General features: G+C 64.5%; 11 protein-coding genes. 2 read left to right on the plus strand and 9 right to left on the minus strand.

Annotated elements, in window-relative coordinates; genetic code table 11:
• Positions 1–492: 492 nt before the first annotated feature.
• From treY to glgA, 8 genes are all read right to left on the minus strand, one after another.
• Positions 493–3438 (minus strand): malto-oligosyltrehalose synthase, encoded by a 2946-nt coding sequence (gene treY / locus NCT05_RS16290; protein ID WP_250502720.1) that lies wholly within the window; start codon positions 3436–3438, stop codon positions 493–495.
• A complete protein-coding gene (gene malQ / locus NCT05_RS16295) occupies positions 3435–5642 on the minus strand; it encodes a 4-alpha-glucanotransferase (protein WP_250440378.1) in 2208 nt (735 codons plus the stop codon). Before malQ ends, treY begins: the two co-directional genes overlap by 4 nt.
• The gene (gene treZ, locus NCT05_RS16300) at positions 5639–7537 is read right to left on the minus strand and encodes a malto-oligosyltrehalose trehalohydrolase (protein ID WP_250502721.1); all 1899 of its coding nucleotides are present in this window, start codon (positions 7535–7537) and stop codon (positions 5639–5641) included. Before treZ ends, malQ begins: the two co-directional genes overlap by 4 nt.
• Positions 7538–7583: 46 nt before the next feature.
• Entirely contained in the window at positions 7584–9809 is a 2226-nt protein-coding gene (gene glgX, locus NCT05_RS16305; protein ID WP_250502722.1) for a glycogen debranching protein GlgX, read from the minus strand.
• 172 nt (positions 9810–9981) lie between these two features.
• Entirely contained in the window at positions 9982–12207 is a 2226-nt protein-coding gene (gene glgB, locus NCT05_RS16310) for a 1,4-alpha-glucan branching protein GlgB (RefSeq protein WP_175982523.1), read from the minus strand.
• Positions 12194–15604 (minus strand): maltose alpha-D-glucosyltransferase, encoded by a 3411-nt coding sequence (treS, locus tag NCT05_RS16315; protein WP_051079077.1) that lies wholly within the window; start codon positions 15602–15604, stop codon positions 12194–12196. Before treS ends, glgB begins: the two co-directional genes overlap by 14 nt.
• A 31-nt stretch (positions 15605–15635) precedes the next feature.
• Entirely contained in the window at positions 15636–19037 is a 3402-nt protein-coding gene (locus NCT05_RS16320; RefSeq protein WP_175982522.1) for a maltotransferase domain-containing protein, read from the minus strand.
• A 335-nt stretch (positions 19038–19372) separates the two neighbouring features.
• Positions 19373–21022: a glycogen synthase GlgA gene (glgA, locus tag NCT05_RS16325; protein ID WP_250502723.1), complete on the minus strand. Its 1650-nt coding sequence runs from the start codon at positions 21020–21022 to the stop codon at positions 19373–19375.
• A gap of 120 nt (positions 21023–21142) precedes the next feature.
• On the opposite strand from glgA, the gene NCT05_RS16330 reads away from it, so the two are divergent.
• Entirely contained in the window at positions 21143–21319 is a 177-nt protein-coding gene (locus NCT05_RS16330) for a hypothetical protein (RefSeq protein ID WP_250502724.1), read from the plus strand.
• 10 nt (positions 21320–21329) lie between these two features.
• Here the strand turns inward: NCT05_RS16330 and NCT05_RS16335 are convergent, their stop codons facing one another.
• Entirely contained in the window at positions 21330–21986 is a 657-nt protein-coding gene (locus tag NCT05_RS16335; protein WP_008354009.1) for a DUF1345 domain-containing protein, read from the minus strand.
• Positions 21987–22084: 98 nt separating this feature from the next.
• Between NCT05_RS16335 and NCT05_RS16340 the strand changes: the two genes are divergently transcribed.
• The gene (locus NCT05_RS16340; RefSeq protein WP_250440385.1) at positions 22085–22540 is read left to right on the plus strand and encodes a sugar dehydrogenase complex small subunit; all 456 of its coding nucleotides are present in this window, start codon (positions 22085–22087) and stop codon (positions 22538–22540) included.
• Positions 22541–22558: the final 18 nt, after the last annotated feature.

The following is a 22558-nucleotide window of genomic DNA, read 5'->3' on the forward strand; positions in this document are numbered from 1 at the left end:
CACATCGCACCACACAACAAGCTGGTTCAGCACCAAATAGCTCCAGCCCGCTTCGCGGCCGATGGGTCAATCGGGGATGCATGTGCTTCTCTACTAACGTCTCCATCTCACCGCGCGTGGATCACGCCGGTTTCCCTTGCAGACCCGGCGGCAGCGCGTAGCGCTGTGCCGAAGCTATTTCGTGCTGAACCAGCGCGCTCGAAGTTATTGGGCGGCGGACCGCGCGCGATCCAAGCCCCGTTATTGTGATGAGGGCACTCTTTAGGCGAGTGCCACCGTGGACGAGAGGACTACCCAAATTGCGTGTGACCGCGGGCTTAACGAGCTGCTTTCTTTGCTTACTTTCTTTGCAGCAGCAAAGAAAGTGAGTGCCGCCCCGCACAGGGGCAGTGCTAATAGACCGACGCGAAACCGGGATCCGGCGACAAGCGAAAGCAAGAGCGAAAGCAAAAGAAAAAGCGAAAGCAACAAGCGAAAGCGAAAAGCAGAAACCTAAGCCTTAGGCACCCCTTCCTCAACAAGCAAAGCCACCGGCATAACCCCAAGCGCATCGCGCAAAAACAACCTCGCCCCATCGGCTTTAGGCGCACTAGGACTGAGCCAGTCAAACAAAGCCCTTGAATGCAGCGCTTCTGGCAACACGATGGCGGTATCGCCCCAACGCTCGGCCTCGACAAGCGGCACGTCGCGCCCGACGTCCAGCAGCGGCGCTGCAAGCCGCGTCGCAACAACGACAGCAAACGCGCTCCCCGCATGCCGCGCATACGCAATCACGCGCCCCGCATGCTCGCCCTCGACCTCGAGCGGCAAATACTCGCCCTGCGCAAACAACGACTCGCAATGCTTGCGCAATGCCAAAGCTCGCCGCACGATTGCAAGCTTGACGCGCCCATCGCGCCAGTTCGCCAATTGCTCCGAAGGCGGCCCTTGCTCTTCGATCTCGAGAAGCCACTTGCGACGCAACTCATAATCGACAGGCCGACGATTGTCCGGATCGACAAGACTGAAATCCCACAACTCCGTGCCCTGATAAAGGTCCGGCACGCCCGGCGACGTGAGCCGCAAAAGCGTTTGCTGAAAGCTGTTGATCGCGCCGAGCGGTCCGAGCCGCGTGATGAACGCCGATAACTCACGCAGAAAGCCATCGCGGCGCTGCGGCGCGACGATATCGAACAGAAAGTCCCTGCACGCGTTCTCATACGCTTCGTCGGGTGCAAACCAGCTCGTGCGCGTCTTCGACTCGCGCAGCGCCTTCAGTTGCCATCCGGCGACACGTTCGGCGAGTTCGCGAACGCCCGCTTCGTCATCGGGCGCGAGTGTGGTCGGCCAGCATCCGACGAGCGTCTGATACAGCATCGCTTCCGCCGCCGGCCCCGGCGCCCAGTCGTCGATACCGGTGGTTTCGCCATGTCCGCCGCTCGGGCCGCGTCGCAATGGTGTGTTCAACGTCGACCATTGCCTGAGCGTCGCGGCCCATTCGTCGGGAATTTCGCTCAATGCAGCGATGCGCGCGCGCACGTCCTCGCCACGCTTGTGATCGTGCGTCGCCGTGCAAAGCATCGCGTGCGGAAACGCATCGAGGCGTTCGCGATTGCCCGCGTGAAACGCATCGACGGACAACGCGAACTCGCCCGGATCGGCGCCCACTTCGTTGCGCGAAATCAGCCGTCCGTAGCGATAACACGCCGTATCCTCGACCGCCTTCGCCGCCACGGGCGATGTCAGCTGCGAGAACAGCGTCTGCGCCGCGCGACGCTGCGAGCCGCTCGACGACGGGGGATTCGGCCCCGCCTGCGCCTGATTGCGATCGCGCTCACGTTCGCGATTGCGCTCCGCCGCGCGATCCCGGCCGCGTTCGGGACGGTCGTTGCGTTCGCCACGCTCGGGCTGCGGCAGTTCATCGGGCAGCTTGCCGCCGAGCCATTGCGCGACCTGATCCAGCACCACATGGTCCGCACGCGCGAGCACCGCGCGCGCGGCTTCGAGCGCCTGCGCGAAAAAGTGCTCGTCATCGGGGCTGCGCACGCCGCCCACGGGATAGATGCGATACACCGGAAACTGCACGACGAGTTCCGCGACCGCGCGCCGTATCGACGTGAATGTGAAATCGCGCGTGGTCTGCGCATCGCGTGCAATGCGATGCAGCGCGCGCGTCACGCGATCCAGTTCCGCCGCAAGATTCTCCGCGAGGATCTTGCGGCGCGCGGCGAGCGCTTCGTCGGCGAAGCATGCGCTCTTGCCCGTGATCTCGGCCCAAAGCGCGGCAAGCGGCTCCGCGCCCGCCGGATCGTGCAGCAGCGCGCCGACGTCGTTCATGAAGTCGTAACCGGTCGTGCCATCGACCTGCCAGTCGCGGCGCAACGGCTCGCCGCGCGCAAGAATCTTTTCGACGACGAAATACGTGCGCCCATTGCCATGCCGCAACGCCTCGGGCCGTTCCGCCGCCAACTCTTCGAGCCGCGCGCGCAGGCGCTGGCAATACTCGCGCGGTTCGGCGAGACCATCGACGTGATCGACGCGCACACCATCGATCAGACCTTCGGTGAAGAGCCGGAACACGAGCGCATGCGATGCCTCGAACACTTCAGGCCGCTCGACGCGCACGCCGCCGAGCGTGCTCACATCGAAGAAACGCCGCCAGTTCACTTCGTCCGCGGCGGTGCGCCACCATGCCAGCCGATAATGCTGGCGCTCCAGCAGCCGATGCAGCCGGTCGCGACCCGCCGACGTATCCGGCGAATGCGCCGCGAGAATCGCCTCGATCGCGGCCTGGCCGCCTTCCGTCTGCGCGATGGTGATGAGCGCGGTGCGCGCATCGGCGGCGCGCGGCTGATCGGCGGGCTGCGTCGTCAGGCCGACGAAGCGTTGCGCGAGCTCGGGCGCTTCCTGGAACACGGCGGGGTAATCGACCGGACAGACTGGAAACACGTTCGAGTAATACTCGATGACGAAGCGCCCTTCATCCGCGCGATACGCGAGCTTGATCTTGCCGCCCTGCAACTCGTCGCCGTAAGACGCGCCGAGAAACGGCGCGAGCACCTTGCCGCGCAAGGCGGGATCGGGCGAATGCCAGTCGACGTCGAAGAAGCGCGCATGCGCGGCATGCCGTCCCCATTCGAGGATGTCCTGCCACCACGCGTTCTCCGAGCCGCCCACGCCCATGTGATTCGGCACGATATCGACGATCAGTCCCATCTCGTGCGCGCGCAGCTTCTCGACGAAGCGCCGCAGGCCGTCCTCGCCGCCCAGTTCGGGATTGACCGCCGTGTAGTCCACGACGTCGTAGCCGTGCGTGGAGCCGGCGGTCGCGGTCGTGATCGGCGAGACGTACGCGTGACTCACGCCGAGCAGCGCGAAGTAGTCCACGAGCGCGGCGGCATCGTCGAAAGTGAAGCCCTTGTGAAGCTGAAGCCTGAGCGTGGAACGCGGTACGGTCATGGTGATTCGGGTTTCGATTTGGGTTCGTTCGGTTGCGCGGAACGCTTGCGCGCGGCATCGACGGCGAGCAGGCGATCGGCGAAGGCATCGTCGAGAAACAGTTCGTCGACGGGCCGCGTGATGCGCCTTCTCCAGTTCGGATGCTCGTCGATGGAGCCGGGCAGATTCGGCTGCTCCACGAGCGCGAGCAAATCTTCGAGCGGATAGGTGACGAGCGGCGCGGGCGTCGCGGCGACGAAGGCGAGCGCCTCGTCGACGGGCGCATTGTCGATATCGGGCGCCTCCACGTCATCCGGTGCGATGCCCGCGTCCTGAAACGCGCGCCACAGATGCGCGCGATCTTCGCCGCGTTCCTCGAGCGCGGCTTCGACGGCATCGCGACCATCGGCGCGCGCCATCGTCTGGCCGATCTTCGAGCGCCACACGATGTCCTCGCCGCGCCACCATCCGGTGACGGTCGGCAGATCGTGCGTCGTCGTCGTCGCGGTGACGCCGCTGTCCCATTCGCGCGGCGGTTTGAAGCCCGGCCCGTCCACTTCGCGCTCGAACCACAGCACACGAATGCCAAGCAAGCCGTGCTCCTGCAAGCGCTCGGTAAAGCCGGGCGGCACGGTGCCGAGATCCTCGCCGACGACGATCGCGCGATGCCGCCACGATTCGAGCGCGATCAGCCGCAGCATGTCCTCGAGCGGATAGCGCAGATACGCGCCGTCCTTCGCGCTTTCGCCTTCGGGCACGAGCCACAGCCGGCGCAAGCCGAGTATGTGATCGATGCGGATGCCGCCCGCACATTTGAACGCGCAACGCAGCATGTCGATGAACGCGGCGAAGCCTTGCGTACGCATCGCGCGCGGCGAGAACGTCGTGAGTCCCCACGATTGCCCGGCCTGGTTGAATAGATCCGGCGGCGCGCCGACCGACACGCCCGTGAGCATTTCATCGCGATACGACCATGCGTGGCTGCCCGCGCTGTCGCAACCGACGGCGAGATCCGCGACGAGCCCGACCGCCATGCCCGCATCGCGCGCGGCGTGTTGTGCGTGCAGGAGTCCCTTCGCGGCAAGCCATTGCGTGAAGAGATAAAAATCGACCTCGCGGCGATGCGCATCGGCGAATTCCGTCACCGCGTCGCTGCGCGGATCGCGCAACGCTTCGGGCCAGTTGCGCCAGTGACCTTCGCCGTTTTGCGCGATCTGCGCGGCCTGCAGCGCTTCGAAGCGCGCATGGTCTTCGAGCGGACGTCCGCCTTCCTCGACGAATGCGGCGAAGTCTTTCGCGAAGGGCGAATCGCGATCTTCGGAAAACGCGTCGAAGAGGGCGCGCAGAATCGCGAGGCGCGCGTTCGATGCGCGCGGCCAGTCGATCAGCGTCAGTCCTTCGAGTTCGGCGAGTTCCTTCGCGACGCCCGCTTTGTCGATCGCGGCGCGCGCGGCAGGCGCACCGAGCACCGCGGCAGGATCGACGTGCGCGATGTTGAGAAAGAGCCGCGACGACGGCGAATACGGGCTGAACTTGTTCGGCTCTGCGCTGAACATCGCGTGCATCGGGCTGATCGCGACGGCATGTCCGCCGCGCTTCGCAGTTTGCGTCGCGAGCGATGCGAGCGCGGTGAAATCGCCGATGCCGCCGTCGCCGTCACGCCGCAAGCCATACACTTGCGCCGCGACGCCCCACAGCGGCGGCGCCTTCGCCGCATCTTCGTGCAGCGTGCGCCACGCATCGTCGATGGTGTAGCAGCGCGCGGGCGCGACCGCGAGCGTCGTGCGATGGTCGTTGATGACGAGCGTGTGATAGCCCGGCTCCGCGATCGGCGAGAGCAGCGCGGTCTCGCCCTTCGGCGACGTGAAGCGCCCGTCGATCACTTCGCCGCTTTCGAGTTCGATGCGATAGCGCGCGCCCTGTTTCGCCGCCGACACCGGCAGCGCGATGCCGCGATCCACTTCGGCGGTGATGAGCGGCGGCAGCTTGCGGCCGCTCATTTCGGCATCGACGGCGTTCATGCTCTGCTTGATCTGCGCGGCGTTGCCACACGGCAGGCCGAGCTTTTCGAGCAGAATGCGCAGCGTCGTTTCAGGCACGCGCTGCGTGTTCTTGTGCGCGTCCTGCCATTCGATCTCGAAGCCCGCGCGCTCCGCGAGCGCCTCGATGCTGCTCACGGAACGCGTGGCGCCCGTCTGGGTCGTTTTCGTCGCGGCGGCGTTCACGAGACTTTTCCTTCCGCGGATGCCGGTTCGAAGCGGCGCGCGTCGTGCGCAATCGCATATTCGTTCACTTCGCCGGTGATCCACGCGAGGAACGTGCGAGCGCCGAGTTCGCCGTTACGCACGCGATCCTGCGCGCGCGCCGGCGTCTCGAAGATGATCTTGCCCGGCGGCTGCTTGTCGAGCGCGACAGCCGCGTCGCCGAGATTGAGCGCGATGGAGAGCGTTTCGCCGTCGCCGAGCTTCCAGCGCGCGACGAGCGCCTTGTCGCCGAGCACGTCCGCGCCGAGCGCTTTGGCGCCCTTCAGACGCGGCGTGATGAGCTTCGCGCGCACCGTCAACGCCGATCGATAGAAGTGCAGCCATTCGAGCCGGTCTTCTTCGTCCTGCTTGTCGCTGATCTTCGGCGAGGACATGTCGAACGTTTTCTCGTCGTTCGGATCGGGAATCTGCGCGCGGCGCTTTTCGTCGGTGAATGCGGAGAACTTCGCGAATTCCTTGCGACGGCCTTCGCGCACCGCATCGGCGAGTTGATCGTGATAGTCGGTGAAGAAGAGGAACGGCTGCCTCGATCCGTATTGCTCTTCCATGAAAAGCAGCGGAATCTGCGGCGAAAGCAGCAGAAGGCCGGTTGCGGCGAAGAGCGATTCGTCGTCGGTCAATGCGCGCAGGCGATCGCCCATCGCGCGATTGCCGATCTGATCGTGGTTCTGCAGGAACGCGACGAAGCGCGTGGGCGACAGATGCGCGCTCGGTTCGCCGCGCGGCTTGCCGTCATGAATCGGCGACGGATCGCCCTGATACGCGAAGCCTTCGCTGAGAATGCGCGCGAGCTTTTCGATCGGCTTGTCGGAATACGCGCCGTAGTAGCTCTCGTCCTCGCCGGTCAGCAGAACGTGCAGCGTGTTGTGCGCGTCGTCGTTCCATTGCGCGTCGAAATGCGTTTCCAGCAGATTCGCCGTGTTGTGCTCGTTCTCGAGCACGAGATGTACATGACGCCCCGCCTCGACGGAACTGCGGATGCGATGCGCCAGTTCGCGCAGCCATTCGTCATCGTTGATCGCGTGCACCGCGTCGAGGCGCAGGCCATCGAAACGATATTCGTTGAGCCAGTACAGGGCATTGTCGAAGAAAAAGTCGCGCACTTGCGGGCGCTCGAAGTCGATCGCCGGGCCCCACGGCGTGTTCACGCCTTCGCGGAAGAAGGTTTTCGCATACGCGTGCAGATAATTGCCGTCTGGTCCGAAGTGGTTATAGACGACATCGAGAAAGACCATCAGGCCGAGACCGTGCGCGGTGTCGACGAGCCTCTTCAGATCTTCGGGACGGCCATACGCCGAGTCAGGCGCGTAGGGCAACACGCCGTCGTAGCCCCAGTTGCGCGTGCCGGAGAAATCGTTGAGCGGCATCAGCTCGATGGCCGTCACGCCGAGTTGCGCGAGTTCGGGCAGGCGCGCGGTGACGCCCGCGAAACCGCCCATCGCGCCGACGTGCAGTTCGTAAAGCACGGTTTCTTCCCACGGCCGGCCGTGCCAGTTCGTGTGCGTCCATCGATACGCGCGCGGGTCGATGACTTCGCTCGGTCCATGCACGTCCTGCGGCTGATAGCGCGAGGCGGGATCGGGCACGGCGAGGTCCTCGTCGAGCCGATAGCGATACAGCGTGCCCGCGCCGCCATCGGCTTCGGCTTCGAACCAACCGTCGCCGGTCGGCTGCATGTCGACGCGTTCGGGCGTGCCGCCCGCGCGCAGGATTTCCACTTGCACGGCATCGCGCGATGGCGCCCAGAAACGAAAGCGCGTGCGCGGATTGTCGCGTGCGGCGCCCGTTAGATGAGCGCCGAAAGGAAGGCAATACGCATATTGATGCTTGTGCGGATCGATCGGACGTTCGGACATGATTTCCTGCCTCTAATGCTGCGGTGGACTGCGTATGGGTTGTGCGTCAGTGAGGCGAATCGATCTCGGAATCGCGATGCGAGGGCATCGTGCCCGGATCGGGCGGCAATGCCGTCAGAAGACGCGGCCCCTGATGCGCGCCCGCCATCCAGACCGCTTGCCAGTCGGCATCGCCGGTCGGCTCGGCCAGCATCACCACGACGCTGTGCGCGGCCACTTCCAACTCGCTGCCGACGAGAGGCCGCGTCACCGAATCGGGCTCCGCGCTATCCAAGAGCACGTTCCATTCCAAGTGCGGCGCGGGCGGTGTGAACACGAGCGTTTGCGACGATGCATTGAACATGAGCAGCAGCACGTCGATTTCACCGTCGACGCCCGGGCCCGCGCGCCGCAGCGTGAGCGCGCGGCCTTCCGGATCCTGCCATGCTTCGATCGCGAGCGCGTTGCCGCGTTCATCGAACCAACTGACATCGTAGAGTCCCGGCAGCACTTCGCGGTCGCCGTAAAGGAAGCGCGTTTCGCGCAACACCGGGTAGTTTTTGCGCAGTGCAATAACTTTCGCGACGAACTCCGTCATCTCGACGCCGGCGGGGCTTTGCGCCGCGTCCCAGTCGATCCACGAAATCTCGTTGTCCTGGCAATAGGCATTGTTGTTGCCCTGCTGCGTGCGGCCGAATTCGTCGCCGCCGAGAAGCATCGGCGTGCCGAGCGAGAGCAGCGTCGTCGCGATCATCGAGCGGGCGAGACGCGCGCGCACTTCGAGAATCGCGGGATCGTCGGTCGGACCTTCGATGCCCCAGTTCGCGCTGCAATTCTCGTTGTGGCCGTCGTTGTTGCCTTCCTGATTCGCTTCGTTGTGCTTGTGCGAATACGCGGTGACGTCCGCAAGCGTGAAGCCGTCGTGCGACGCGACGAAGTTCACCGACGCCCATGGTTTCCTGAAGCGCCGGTTGAAAAGTTCCGCCGAGCCGGTGAGACGCGCGGCGAGATCGGGGCGCATGCCGGCATCGCCGCGCCAGAAACGCCGGACGCCATCGCGATACTTGTCGTTCCATTCCGCGAAGCCCGGCGGATGATTGCCGACCTGATAGCCGTCCGGCCCGATATCCCACGGCTCGGAGATGAGCTTGCGCGTGGAGAGAACGGGATCCTGGCGCACGGCATCGAAGAAGCCCGAGCCGGGATCGAAGCCGTGGCCTTCGCGGCCGAGCGTGACGCCGAGATCGAAGCGGAAGCCGTCGATGTTGAACGCCGTGCACCAGTAGCGCAGCGAGTCCATCACCATCTGCAAGACGCGCGGATGCGACAGATTCACCGTATTGCCGCAGCCGGTTTCGTTGATGTAGTGACGTTCGTCGCCGGGAATGAGGCGGTAGTAGCTTGCGTTGTCGAGTCCGCGCCACGAGACGGTCGGGCCGAGTTCGTTGCCTTCGCAAGTGTGGTTATAGACGACGTCGAGAATCACTTCGATGCCCGCCGCGTGCAGTTGACGTACGGCGATACGCATTTCGTTGAGCCGATGCGTCGACAGATAGGAAGGCTCGGGCGCGAAGAACGCGGCGGTGTTGTAGCCCCAGTAATTCCTGAGACTGCGTTCGACGAGAAAGCGGTCGTTGAGAAACGCGTGCACCGGAAGAAATTCGACGGCGGTGATGCCGAGCTTCTGCAAGTGCTCGATGAACCAAGGCGACGATAGCGCGGCGAAGGTGCCGCGTTCGTGCTGGCGGATGTCGTGGCGCATCATCGATGCACCGCGCACGTGCGTTTCGTAGACGATGGTTTCGCCCCAGGGCGTGTCGGGGCGCACGTCGCGCGACCAGTCGAAGGCGTCGTCGGTGACGATGCATTTGGGCATCGCGGGTGCGGAGTCGCGGCGATCCATCGACATGTCGAGGCGATTCGAATGCACGCGATAGCCGAAGAGGGCGTCGGACCATCGCCAGGGGCCGACGAGCTTTTTCGCGTAGGGATCGAGCAGCAGCTTGTGGGGATTGAAGCGATGACCTTGCTGCGGCTGATACGGGCCATGCGCGCGAAAGCCGTAGACGGTGCCGGGGTGCGCGCCGGGGAGATAGCCGTGCCAGATTTCGTCGGTGCACTCGGGCAGGTCGAAGCGCATCAGTTCCTTGCGGCCGGTGCTGTCGAAGAGACATACCTCGATGCGATGAGCGTTCGATGAGAACACCGCGAAGTTGACGCCCAGACCGTCCCAGTTGGCTCCGAGCGGGTAGGGCGCGCCCGGGAGCAACTTGTCGGGGAGTGCATTTGCCATGTTGGCGCATCCTTTTGGGGTTTTTCTGCCTTTGCTGTTTCCTGCTCTTGCTCTTCGTATTGCTTGCGCTTCTATGGAATCCCGGTTTCTTAGTGGTCTATCAGCACTGCCCCTGTGCGGGGCAACGCTGATAGACCGACGCGATTACGGGATCCGGCGAAAAAAAAGACCATCAATCGGCCCGCAACACGATGGTTGCCAACGGCGGTAATGTCAACGCCGCCGACTGCTCCCTCCCATGACTCGGATAGTCGTCCGTATGAATCACCCCGCCATTCCCCATATTCGACCCGCCATAAATGGAAGCATCGGAGTTGAACACTTCGCTCCACCGCCCGCGCCGCGGCAACCCGATCCGATAAGCCAGACGAGGCACCGGCGTCATATTGCACACCACGACGACATCGCGCCCTTCCGCATCCGTACGCCGATACGCATAAACGCTATTCGCGTTGTCATCCCCGACGAGCCATTCGAAGCCGCGCGAATCGCTATCCAGCTTGTGCAACGCCGGCTCGCTCGTATAGAGATGATTCAGATCGCGCACGAGCTTCTGCAACCCGCCATGCATCGAATCATCGAGCAGATGCCAATGCGGCGATTCATCGTGATTGAACTCCGCGAACTGGCCGAACTCTCCGCCCATGAACAACAGCTTCTTGCCCGGATGCGTCCACATGAAGCCGAAGTAAGCGCGCAGATTGGCGAACTTCTGCCACCGGTCGCCCGGCATCTTGTTGATCAAAGACCCCTTGCCATGCACGACTTCATCGTGCGACAAAGGCAAGACGAAGCGCTCGGAATACGCATAGACCATCCCGAACGTGTACAGATGATGGTGATACTGCCGATACACCGGATCTTCCTGCATGTAGTGCAGCGTGTCGTGCATCCAGCCCATGTTCCACTTGAAGTCGAAGCCGAGTCCGCCGCTCTCGACATTCGCCGTCACGCCCGGCCATGCAGTCGATTCCTCCGCAACCGTGATCGCGCCCGGAATCTGCCGCACTTCATGATTCAGCCGCTTCAGGAACGCAATCGATTCGAGATTCTCTCGCCCGCCGTAAATGTTCGGCACCCACTCGCCGGCCTTGCGCGAATAGTCGCGATACAGCATCGACGCAACCGCATCGACACGCAAGCCATCGACGTGATAGCGCTTCAGCCACGCCAGCCCCGATGCGATCAGGAACGCGCTCACCTCGTTGCGGCCGAGGTTGTAGATCATCGTGTTCCAGTCCTGGTGATAACCCTCGCGCGGGTCGGCGTGCTCGTACAAAGGCGTGCCGTCGAACTGCACGAGACCGTGCGCGTCGTTCGGAAAATGCGCCGGCACCCAGTCGATGATGACGCCGAGCCCCGCCTCGTGCGCGCGATTCACGAACTCCGCGAACTGCTCCGGCGTGCCGAAGCGCGCGGACGGCGCGAACTGCCCGAGCGGCTGATAACCCCACGAACCGCCGAACGGATGCTCCGCGATCGGCATGAATTCGAGGTGCGTGAAGCCCATGCCCTTCGCATACGGAATCAGACGCTCGGCCAGCTCGTGCCAGTTCATGCCGCGATTGTCTTCCTCCGGCACGCGCAGCCACGACTCGGCATGCGCCTCGTAAATGGTGATCGGCGATTGCGGCGTCTGCTTGCCGCCGCGCGTGTTCATCCACTCGGCGTCGGTCCATGCGTAATGATCGATCGCATCGGCATCCGCGACGACCGATGCCGTCGACGGCGGCTTCTCGCTCTGCATCGCGCACGGATCGGCCTTGAGCGGCAGCGTATGACCGTCGCGCGTGACGATCTCGTACTTGTAACGCGTGCCCGCGCCGATGCCCGGAATGAACAGCTCCCACACGCCTGCGTTGTGACGCAGGCGCATCGGATGGCGCCGCCCATCCCATGTGTTGAAGTCGCCGACCACCGAGACGCGCCGAGCATTCGGCGCCCACACCGCGAAGCGCACGCCCGCGACGCCGCCATGCGTGATGGGCCGCGAGCCGAGGCATTCGAGCACCGCATACGGATCGGCTTGCGAGAGACGGTGGAGCCATTCGTCGCTGAGCACAGGGCCGAACGAATACGTGTCGTGCGTTTCCTGCGGCGTGCCGTGCCAGTCGATCTTCAGGCGATACGCCGCCGGCCTCGTGACGAAGCCCGCGTAAAGCCCCGCATCGTGGATGCGCGCGAGCGAGCCGAGATGCTCGCCGTTGCCCGCATCCGCGACGCTTACTGACGATGCGCCCGGCAGGAACACGCGCACGACGTGCCCCAGATCGGTTTCGTGCAGGCCGAGCATCGAGAAGGCATCGGGATGCCGGGCCTCGACGAGTGCGTCGATATCGAGCGGATTGAGGCCGTGCGCCGGGTTCCTGGTATCCGCCGGATCGCTACGAGTGTTCATGGTGAGTTCCATCCGGATTGTCCTTGTTGGCTCCGAATACGGGTCGCGTGCCCGGAGCGGGCGGCTCGCCCGTATCTCCCAGCAGGCGGCTCGCGAGCGACGCGAGACCCCGCAACGGAAGGCCGATCCAGGTCGGCCGGTTCGCTGCTTCGTAGCGGATTTCGTAAGCGGCCTTCTCGATCAGGAAAAGATCGAGCAACGGCTGAAACACGTCTTCGGCCGCGATCGTTTCGGGCGACGTGGCGATCGCCCCGGTGTACTCCCGCAAAAAGCTCTCCTCGGCGAACGCGCGCAGGCGTTCGAACAGCGCCCGCTTGCGATCCGCCGTCTGCGCGGGCGCGTTTTCCGTCGTCGATTGCGCTGCCGCGCTCGCATACGACAGCGAACGCAACAGGCCCGCGACGTCGCGCAGCGGACTCGTCTTTTTGCGGCGTTCGTCGAGCGGTCGCGCGGGCTCGCCTTCGAAGTCGATGAGATACGCATCGCCTTGCGCCATCAGCACCTGGCCCAGGTGGAAATCGCCGTGGATGCGGATGCACAACGCATCGGCATCGGGCGCGACGAGCTTCTTGACCGTATCGACGAGCAGTTCGCGCCGGTCGAGCAGGCTTTGCGCGAGGAAACGGTCGTGCTCGTTGAATTCGCCGATCTTCTGCGCGAGGATGTCGAGCGCCGATTCGAGCAGCTTCAGCGTGCCGTCGATCCAGCCCTCGACGTCCTCGGCCGATGCGCGCTGCGGCGAGAACGCTTCGTCTTCCGTCGGCGATGCGAGCGCGACGTGCAGTTCGCCCAGCCGCTTGCCGATGATGCCCGCGATGTTGCCGTAGCCCGCTAAACCTTCCGCCTGCGCGTCGCGTTCCTGCGCGTGCTCTTCGGATTCGACCGCGACCGCGAGCTCATCGACGGTGCGGCGCAGATAGTCGAGCGCGTAGTTCCACGCATCGCCCTGATTGTCGATGTAACCCTGCAGGATGATGAGCGTATGCGGCACGCCCTGCGGATCGACGCGCACGACTTCGCCGTAGAGCGGGCCGGTGTTCGCGTAGCCGAGTTGCGTCAGATAGCGGCTCATTTCCGCTTCGGGGTGAATGCCGCCCACGACGCGACGCACGAGCTTGAGCACGATCTTGTCGCCGATCACGAGCGAGCTGTTGCTCTGTTCGGCGGCGAGCCAGCGGATCTCGGGCGGATCGGCGGGATAGAGATTGAGCGTGTCGAAGAGCTCGGTCGGAATGAAGCGGATCTCGCTCTTTTGCACCGTCGGCACGACCGCGCGCTCCTTGAGCTTGCGGATCACGCCATAGGTGAATTGCGGCACCGAGAACGCATCGGTCAAATGCCCGATGTTGCGGTTGCGCCGCACGCGCGCGAGCGCGAGCTGCATGTAGAGCGGCGACGTCGTCTCCGTGCCCCACGCGATCGACAGCGGCAACACGTAGCGCTCGCAATGATCGCCGACATCGGCTTCGATCTCGGTGAACGCGAAGCCCGCGCCTTCGATCGTGGTCAGCGCGGCGAGGCGCACCGCATGCAGCTTCTGATCCTTCGATGCGAACCAGCGGCGCTTGCTCAGATAGTTCGGCAGCACTTCCGATTCGAGCAGCCGCACGTTTTCCGGCGTCGGGCCGGTCTGGCCGGCGCGAATCACCATCGTGACGAACTCGGGCAATTGCTCGGACGGCGCCTGCGCCCACGCGGGCCGCATGTTGCCCGGGCAAAGCTGGAACCACAGGAAGCCGTAGGGCGGGAACGTGAGCAGATACGTGAGCTTGCCGATAGCCGGGAACGGCGAATCGGCGGTCATTTCGAGCGGCACGGAGCCGTCGAATTCCGACAGATCCAGCTCCACCGCTTGCGGCGCACGCGAAAGATTCGCGACGCACAGGATCGGCGGCTCGCCTTCGAGTTCGCGCAGATACGCGAGGATCTTGCGATTCGCGGGCCGCAAGAAGCGGATCGTGCCGCGGCCGAACGCATGCTTCGAGCGGCGCACCGCGAGCATCTTGCGCGTCCAGTTCAGCAGCGAATGCGGATCGCGGCTTTGCGATTCGACGTTCACCGCGTCATAGCCGTAGAGCGAGCCCATCACGGGCGGCAGCACGAGTTGCTCGGGATCGGCGCGCGAGAAACCGCCGTTGCGGTCGGACGACCATTGCATCGGCGTGCGCACGCCGTCGCGATCGCCCAAGTGGATGTTGTCGCCCATGCCGAGCTCGTCGCCGTAATAGATCACGGGCGTGCCGGGCATCGACAGCAGCAGCGAATTGATGAGCTCGATGCGGCGCCGGTCGCGTTCCATCAGCGGCGCGAGACGGCGGCGAATGCCGAGGTTCAGGCGCGCGCGGCGATCGCTCGCGTATGTGTTCCACAAGTAGTCGCGCTCGGAGTCGGTGACCATTTCGAGCGTGAGTTCATCGTGATTGCGCAGGAAGATCGCCCATTGATTGGTTTCGGCGAGGTCCGGCGTCTGCCGCATGATGTCCGTGATCGGGAAGCGGTCCTCGCTCGCGATCGACATATAGATGCGCGGCATCAGCGGGAAGTGGAACGCCATGTGGCATTCGTCTTCGTCGCCGAAGTATTCCTTCACGTCTTCCGGCCACTGATTCGCTTCCGCGAGCAGCATGCGGTTCGGATACTCCGCGTCGATGGTGGCGCGAATCTTTTTGAGGATCTGGTGCGTCTCGGGCAGATTCTCGTTGTTCGTGCCTTCGCGCTCGACGAGATACGGCACCGCGTCCAGCCGCAGCCCGTCGATGCCCATGTCGAGCCAGAAGCGCATCACGGAGAGCACTTCCTTGATGACCGCCGGGTTATCGAAGTTCAGGTCGGGCTGATGCGCGTAGAAGCGATGCCAGTAATACTGGCCCGCGACCGGATCGTGCGTCCAGTTCGAAGGTTCCGAGTCGATGAAGATGATGCGCGTCTCTTCGTACTTCTTGTCCGTGTCGGACCACACGTAGTAGTTGCGATGATTCGATCCCGGCTTCGCATGACGCGCGCGCTGAAACCACGGATGCTGATCCGACGTGTGATTGATGACCAGTTCGGTGATCACGCGTATGCCGCGCGCGTGCGCTTCCTGAATGAAGCGCTTGACGTCCGCGATCGTGCCGTAGTCCGGATGCACGTTGCGATAGTCGGCGATGTCGTAGCCGTCGTCGCGGCGCGGCGACGGATAGAACGGCAGCAGCCAGATCGCATCGACGCCCAGCTCCGCGATGTAGTCGAGCTTCGCGAGCAGGCCGGGAAAATCGCCGATGCCGTCGTTGTTCGCATCGAAGAAAGACTTGATGTGAACCTGATAGATGATCGCGTCCTTGTACCAAAGCGGATCGTCGTTGAGAATCGACGCCTTCTTGTTGCGCTTCACCCTTGTATCCACGTTTCGCTCCAATGTTCTTGGTGTGCTTTCGTACGTCGATGAATCACGCTGCGTCAGGCTGCGGCTTCGGCAAACCCCATGTCGGCGATATGCGCCAGATCGCGAATGGCAGCGAATGCGGATTGAGCCGCACATGCTGGCGCCGTCCGCGCCATTCGAATTGCTCGCCCGTCACCTGATCCTCGACCGCGATCGCGTCCCACTCATGCACGCCCCAGCGTTCGAGCGTCTGCCACGGCAGTTCGATATCCGCGCCTTGCTCGTTGAACGGATCGAGGTTGATCGCGACGAGCACGACGTTGTCGCGCGACGCGTTCGCCTTTTCGAAGAACAGGATGTGATCGTTATGCGCGGGCAGGAAGTTGACGCCCAAATGCGTCTGCAACGCGGGATTCGCGCGGCGGATGCGATTGAGCGCGGTGATTTCCGTGACGATGTTGCCGGGCCGGTTCCAGTCCCACGCCTTCAGTTCGTACTTCTCGGAGTCGAGATACTCCTCGCTGTTCGGCAGCGCCGCCGATTCGCACAGCTCGAAGCCGCTATACACGCCCCACAATCCGGATAGCGTGGCCGCCAGCGCCGCGCGAATCACGAAACCCGGCCGTCCGGAGCTTTGCAGGAAGCGCGGATTGATATCCGGCGTGTTCACGAAGAAGTTCGGGCGGAAGAATTCCTTCGCATCGGTCTGCGTGAGATCGTGCATGTACTCGAGAAAATCGCGCTTGCTCTCGCGCCAGGTGAAGTACGTGTACGACTGCGAGAAGCCGAGCTTCGCGAGACGGTTCATCACGCGCGGCCGCGTGAACGCTTCGGCGAGGAAGATGACATCGGGATGGCGCGCGCGCACGTCGCCGATCACCCATTCCCAAAACGGGAAGGGCTTCGTATGCGGATTGTCGACGCGGAAGATTCGCACGCCCGCCGCGATCCAGTGCAGGAACACGTCGCGCAACGCGAGCCACAGATCGGGTTTCGCGTCCTGCGCGTAGAAGTCCGGATTCACGATGTCCTGATACTTCTTCGGCGGATTTTCCGCATAACGCAGCGTGCCGTCGGGACGCCATGCGAACCACGTCGGATGCTCCTTGAGCCACGGATGATCCGGCGAGCATTGCACCGCGAAGTCGAGCGCGATCTCGAGCCCGTGTTCGTGCGCGGCTTCGAGCATGCGCTTGAAGTCGTCGAGATTGCCGAGTTCGGGATGCAGCGCGTCGTGGCCGCCTTCCTTGCCGCCGATCGCATATGGGCTGCCGACATCGCCCGGCTGCGCGGTCAGCGAGTTGTTCTTGCCCTTGCGGTTCGCGACGCCGATCGGATGGATCGGCGGAAAGTACAGCACGTCGAAGCCCATCTCGCGGATGCGCGGCAGCTTGCCGATCACGTCGATGAACGTGCCGTGACGATTCACGTCGTCGCTCATGGAACGCGGGAAGATCTCGTACCAGCTCGCGAAGCGCGCGGCGGCGCGTTCCGAATCGATGCGGTACACGACCGGATCGCGCGACAGGAACGGACGATGCCGCGCCGCTGCAACGGCTTTCGCGGTCGCGCTCGCGAGCACGAGTTCGAGCTTGCGCGCGTCGTCGGCCTTCGTGAATTCCTTGACGATCGCTTCGAGCGGCGCGCTGTCGCTGTCGGCATCGTCGGAGGTTTTGACTTCGGCGAGGATCAGCGCGAACAGATGCTTCGCTTCCTCGACTTCGAGCTCCACCGTCTGACCGGCCTTCAGCTTCTTCTGCATGTGATCGACGAGCGACGCGTAATCGTCGCGCCACGCCATCACGACGAATTCATGGCGGCCCACGCGTTCGAGCGGAATGCGCGTGCTCCACAGATCGAGGCCGGCGGGCTGCACGGCGGTCATCGGCGCTTCGTGCCACTCGGTTTCATCGGCGGCGCGCCATTGCACGGCGGCGGCGATCTTGTCGTGGCCTTCCGCGAAGATCGCTGCCTGAATCTCCACCGCCTCGCCGACGATGCGCTTCGCCGGAAAGCGTCCGTGATCGACCGAAGGCGTCACGCTCTCGATCGACACGCGCGGCGCGGCGATCGCCTCGGCGACGGACTTCTTGTCGGCGGCCTTCGCGCCGCGCTTCACTTGCGGCTGCGCGAGCAGGATGAACGGCTCGGCTTCCGCGCGATACAGGCGCACTTCGCCCGCCTTGAGCGTGAAGGGCGCGAGGCGCTCGGGCTTGCCCATCGTGTCGTCGATCAGCGCGAAGCGCGTGTAGTTGCCCGGCACCGATTCGAGCAGATGCAACGTATCGACGTGCACGGGCGCGACGAGATCGGGATTGATGACGGCGAGCACGGCGTCGCTGCTATGGCGCAGATCGCCGCCATCCGCGCGAATCAGCGCCGCGTAGGGCGTGCCCGCCCCCGTCAGCGCGCGCAGTTCGCCGACGCTCGCGAGCGTGCCGACGTTGCGCTGCAACTCGTTCGCACGCCGGATGCGCGCGGTGAGATCGATGCGCTTCTCGCTCTTCGCACGCTCGTATTCCGCCGCGATGCCGTATTGCGGCGACATCGGCAGGGCGACGCCGTATTCGAAGCCCATCGGCACCATGATGCCGGTGCCGAGCGCGGCGGCGGTGTCGAGCGCGCGCGTGTAGGCGCGTTCGACGAGCGCGGTGTCGCTCGTATCAGCGAGATCGCTGATGAGCCGCGCGCCGAACGGATCTTCCGGAAACGCGATGGGCGGTGCGATGCGCGACAGCGCCGCGTGCTCGTCGAAGAGCCACGCGCTCTTGAAGTCCCACCAGCGCGTCGATGCGAACACGGCGTCGAAACCGGCGTCGGCGAGACCGTGCAGATCATGCCGCGTGACGCCGACGGTCCACGCGAGCCAGCGCGTCTCCGGATGCTTTTCGCGCACCGCCGCGCCGAGCCTGCGCCACACATGCGCGGGCACCGCGTCCGGCGCATCGAAGCGAAACCCGCCCACGCCCGCATCGGCGAGCAGGTTCAGCTCGCGCGCCCACCATTCGGTCAGATGATGCGCGGCCTCGCCATCGGCGAAATTCGCCCACGCGACGTCGCGCTGACGCGGCGGCTTGCGCGGATCGAGGCGCGCATCCGCGCTTTCGAACGGCTGAAACCAGTGCTTGTTGTCCTGATAGAGCCCGCCTTCGGCGCTCACGCGGTCGATCACGATATCGACGAGCAGCGTGAGCTTGTGCTTTTTCGCGGCGTCGGCGAGCTGGCGCAGGCCGTCGGATGCGCTCGCATCGGATTCGAAGACGGAATGCAGCCGATGATGATCGGCGACCGCCTCGCGATGCCCGTTGCTGCCGGGCGTGAACGGCGAGCCGATCAGGACGTGATCGAAGCCGAGCCCTGCCGCGTGCTCGAACTGGGCGGGCCAGTTCGCGAGCGGGCCGACGAGCAGGGGATCGATGAAGTAGATACGCGGCGCGTACGCATGAGGAGCTTGATGGTTTTCCATCGTTCGTCTTTTCCAGAGTCGTCCTGCGGTGGCGGGGATGCGGGCATCAATCGCGATCACGCTCACGGGCCAAACTGGCTGAAGAGCTGGTCCGCGCGTCACGAATCACGCGAACTCTCAGGCGGAACTCAGATTACACCTTGGCGCCGGATTTCGACGCCTGCCTGGCCGCGTTGTCGCGATGCACCGTGCATCGAATGCCTTCTTGCATCACGGTGGGCGCCACGGTCCCCAAGTGATTTCCTTCGGGCTCATGCACGGGCGGGACAGCACGTTGCGTGCCGCGCCCGGTTCGAACCCTGGTCGTTACTATGGAGCAACTGCCGCCGGCACGCTCACGCGGTGCGCGCCATCGAATGCGCGTCCTGTGCCCGTGCGGGCGTCGGCATGACATCGGCCACGCGGCGCGCACGCAATGCGGTGCGGCTCGGACGCGCGCCGCTCAGGCCGACGTACAGTGCGACCATCGTCGTCACGGCTTCGTTCCATCCGAAATCGCAGGACATCGCGTTGCGCTGCAACGCGCGCCACACTTGCGGACGCATGTAGGCGTCGAGCGCGCGGCTCGCGGCGTAGACGATATCGTCCGCGCGTTCGCCATCGAAGAGAAAGCCGGTGGGCGCGTGCGAGGAGCGCGGCGCGGGGACCGGCGCGACAGGCAGATCATGCGTGCCGTCGCGCAGCCACGCCGATGGACGGAGCACGTCGCGCATGCCGTGCAGTTCGTTTTGCGCCGCATCGACGATCGTGTCGGCGAGGCCGCCCACGCGCGATGCGACCGGCAGCGTGCCGTAGCGCATCGCATACATCTGCGTGAGGCCGCACGGCTCGAAGCGGCTGCCGTGCAGAAGGATGTCCGCGCCCGCGTGCAGGGCATGGGCGCGCCGTTCGTCGTATCCGATATGCACGCCCACGCGATCCGGCCATTCCTGCGCGAGCTTCCTGAAACCGGCTTCGATATGCGCCTCGCCCTTGCCGATCACGGCGAGCTGCAGACGCGGATGTCGCGCGAGCAGACGCGGCAGCGCATCGAGCACGACATCGGCGAGTTTCTGACCGGTCATGCGGCTGCCGATCGCCATCAGCGGCGCGAACGGATCGACGGGCAAGCCGAACATGCGTTGCAGCGCGCGCTTGCACGCGTGCTTGCCGCGCATATCGTCGAAGGAATAGGTGCGTTCGATGAGCGGATCGGCGGCGGGATTCCACGTTTCTTCGTCGATGCCGTTCACGACGCCCGACAGCTTGTCGGCGCAGCTTTGCAGCACGCCTTCCATCAGATGACCGAAGCGCTGCGTGAGAATTTCGCGCGCGTAAGTTTCGGAGACGGTCGTTACGCGATCGGCGTGGACGATGCCCGCTTTCATCAGACTCAATGCGCCATAGAACTCGATGCTCTTCGGGTCGCTCAACGCATGCACGAGCCACTTTTCCGGCACGCCGAGCGACGCACCAAGCGAGAGCGCGTAGTTGCCCTGGAATGCGAGATTGTGGATCGTGAATACGCTCTTTGCGTGCACGTCCGCGTGCTTCATCAGCAGCGGCGTCAGGCCCGTGTGCCAGTCGTGTGCATGAACGATGTCCGGCTTCTTCACGCCGCGCACGCCTTGCGCGATCCGCACCGCGGCGGCGGAAAGCGTCGCGAAGCGAAGCGCGTTGTCCTGATAGTCGCGGCCCTGTTCGTCCTGATAAAGCCCGTCGCGCGCGTAGAGCGTGTCGCAGCGCAGCAGCAGAACCGGCACGCCGGTATCGGGCATGCGGCCGCGCAGCAGCGCCGCGTCGCCGCCGGGCAGGCCGGTGAGCGTGCCGATCTTGCTCAGGCCTTCGGCTTGGGCAATAGCGTTCGGATAGGCGGGAAGCAGGATGGTGGCATCGACGCCGGCTTCGCGCAGCGCGGCAGCATAGGCGCTGACCATATCGCCGAGTCCGCCGGTCTTGGCGAGCGGGACGGCTTCGGAGGCGACCAGCAGAACGTTCAAAGGCAAAATGGGCTCTCCTGTGCATGCGGAACGCACGAGCGCGAGGCCGCGCGAGCGAGTGCTGATCCGGGTTTCTTCTGATTGGGCTGGCGCAATGCAGCAATCGCTGTGCCACCGAGCGGGGGCGTGTGTGCGCTGCGGCACGTTCATTTCCGCCTATGGCACGACGAGACCGCCGGCGCCCCCGTCCCGCAGAGCAAGAAAGGCACGAACGTGCCGCGTGTAAAACTGACTGCGGCGCGCGCCGCGTTTTTACACGGCGCGTTCGATGAGCCGTTCGTCGAGCTTATGGCGCGCGCGTGACAGCGTCGTTTCAGCCGCCGACCATGCTCGCGGCGATGTTGATCGAAAGCCCGAGCACCGCGAGATTGAAGAAGAACGACAGCACCGATTGCGCGAGCGCCGTGCGGCGCGCCGACGTCGATGCAAGCGCGATATCGGCGGTCTGCGACGCGACCGCGATCGTGAAGGAGAAGTAGAGGAAGTCCCAGTAACCCGGCTTCAGATGACGGTCGGGAAATCTCAGCGCGGTATCGTTGTCCGGCGACTGATAGTAGTGCCGCGCGTAGTGGAGCGTGAACATCGTCGGGATCAGGAACCATGCGCCGAGCATCGTCGCGCCGGTGAGCACGTAATGCAGCACCGCGCCGGCGCCCATGTGCTTCGCGGTCGACAGCTCGACGACGATCGCCACGATGCTCGCAATCGCCGCGACGCTCACGACCATCAGCACGGTCGCGGCGTTTTCGTCTTCGCGCTCGGCCAGTTCCTGCACGTCGCTCTGGCGCGCGGACGCCATCTTCACCCAGATGAGCGCGAGATAGAGCCACACGGCCGAGTCCCAGCCGATCAGCGCGCGCGCCGTCGGCCGCACGTGCGCCGGAACCAAAGCGGCGGCGACGCAACCAACAGCCAGGCCGATCAGCGCGCGCGGCCGGTTGCGCAGTACGGGCGGGAAGATCGGCTTCATTTCGTTTTGTCCGCATGTGAGGCAGGCATCGCCCGACGCTGCGATTATTGCCCGATCGCCTTTCAACAAGCTGAGTGCCAGAGATGACGTCGTTTGCGATGCGAAGGGGAATCATGGCGGGCGCGTGCGCGCTGCTCGTGCCGGCGCGCGCTCAGGAACCGCCCGCGAGCGGAATCGGCGCGTTTCTCGCCGTGTCGATGAAACTCACCGGCCGCACGCACTTCGATCCGCTTCTCGCCGAACGCGTGCACGCGGCGCTTGCCCGGCACGATGCGGACTTCGCCGCGAAGATCGCCGCGCTCGACAAGTGGATCGCGACGCACGGCGGCACGCCCACCGACATCATCACCGCCGCGCTCGAAGCCACGCGTCCCGAGCTTGCGAAGACGGTCGGCAGCGTGATGCGCGCGTGGTATCTCGGCGTCGTCGGCGAGCCGCCGCATGTCGAAGTCGTTGCGTACGAACGCGCACTGATGTTCGATCCCGTCGGCGACATGCTCACGGTTCCCTCATACTGCCGCGGCGAGCCGGCCGACTGGGCGAAGAAGCCCTGAGCGCCGCGCATCGCCATT

It is taken from the genome of Caballeronia sp. AZ7_KS35, assembly GCF_023631045.1.
GTDB lineage: Bacteria > Pseudomonadota > Gammaproteobacteria > Burkholderiales > Burkholderiaceae > Caballeronia > Caballeronia zhejiangensis.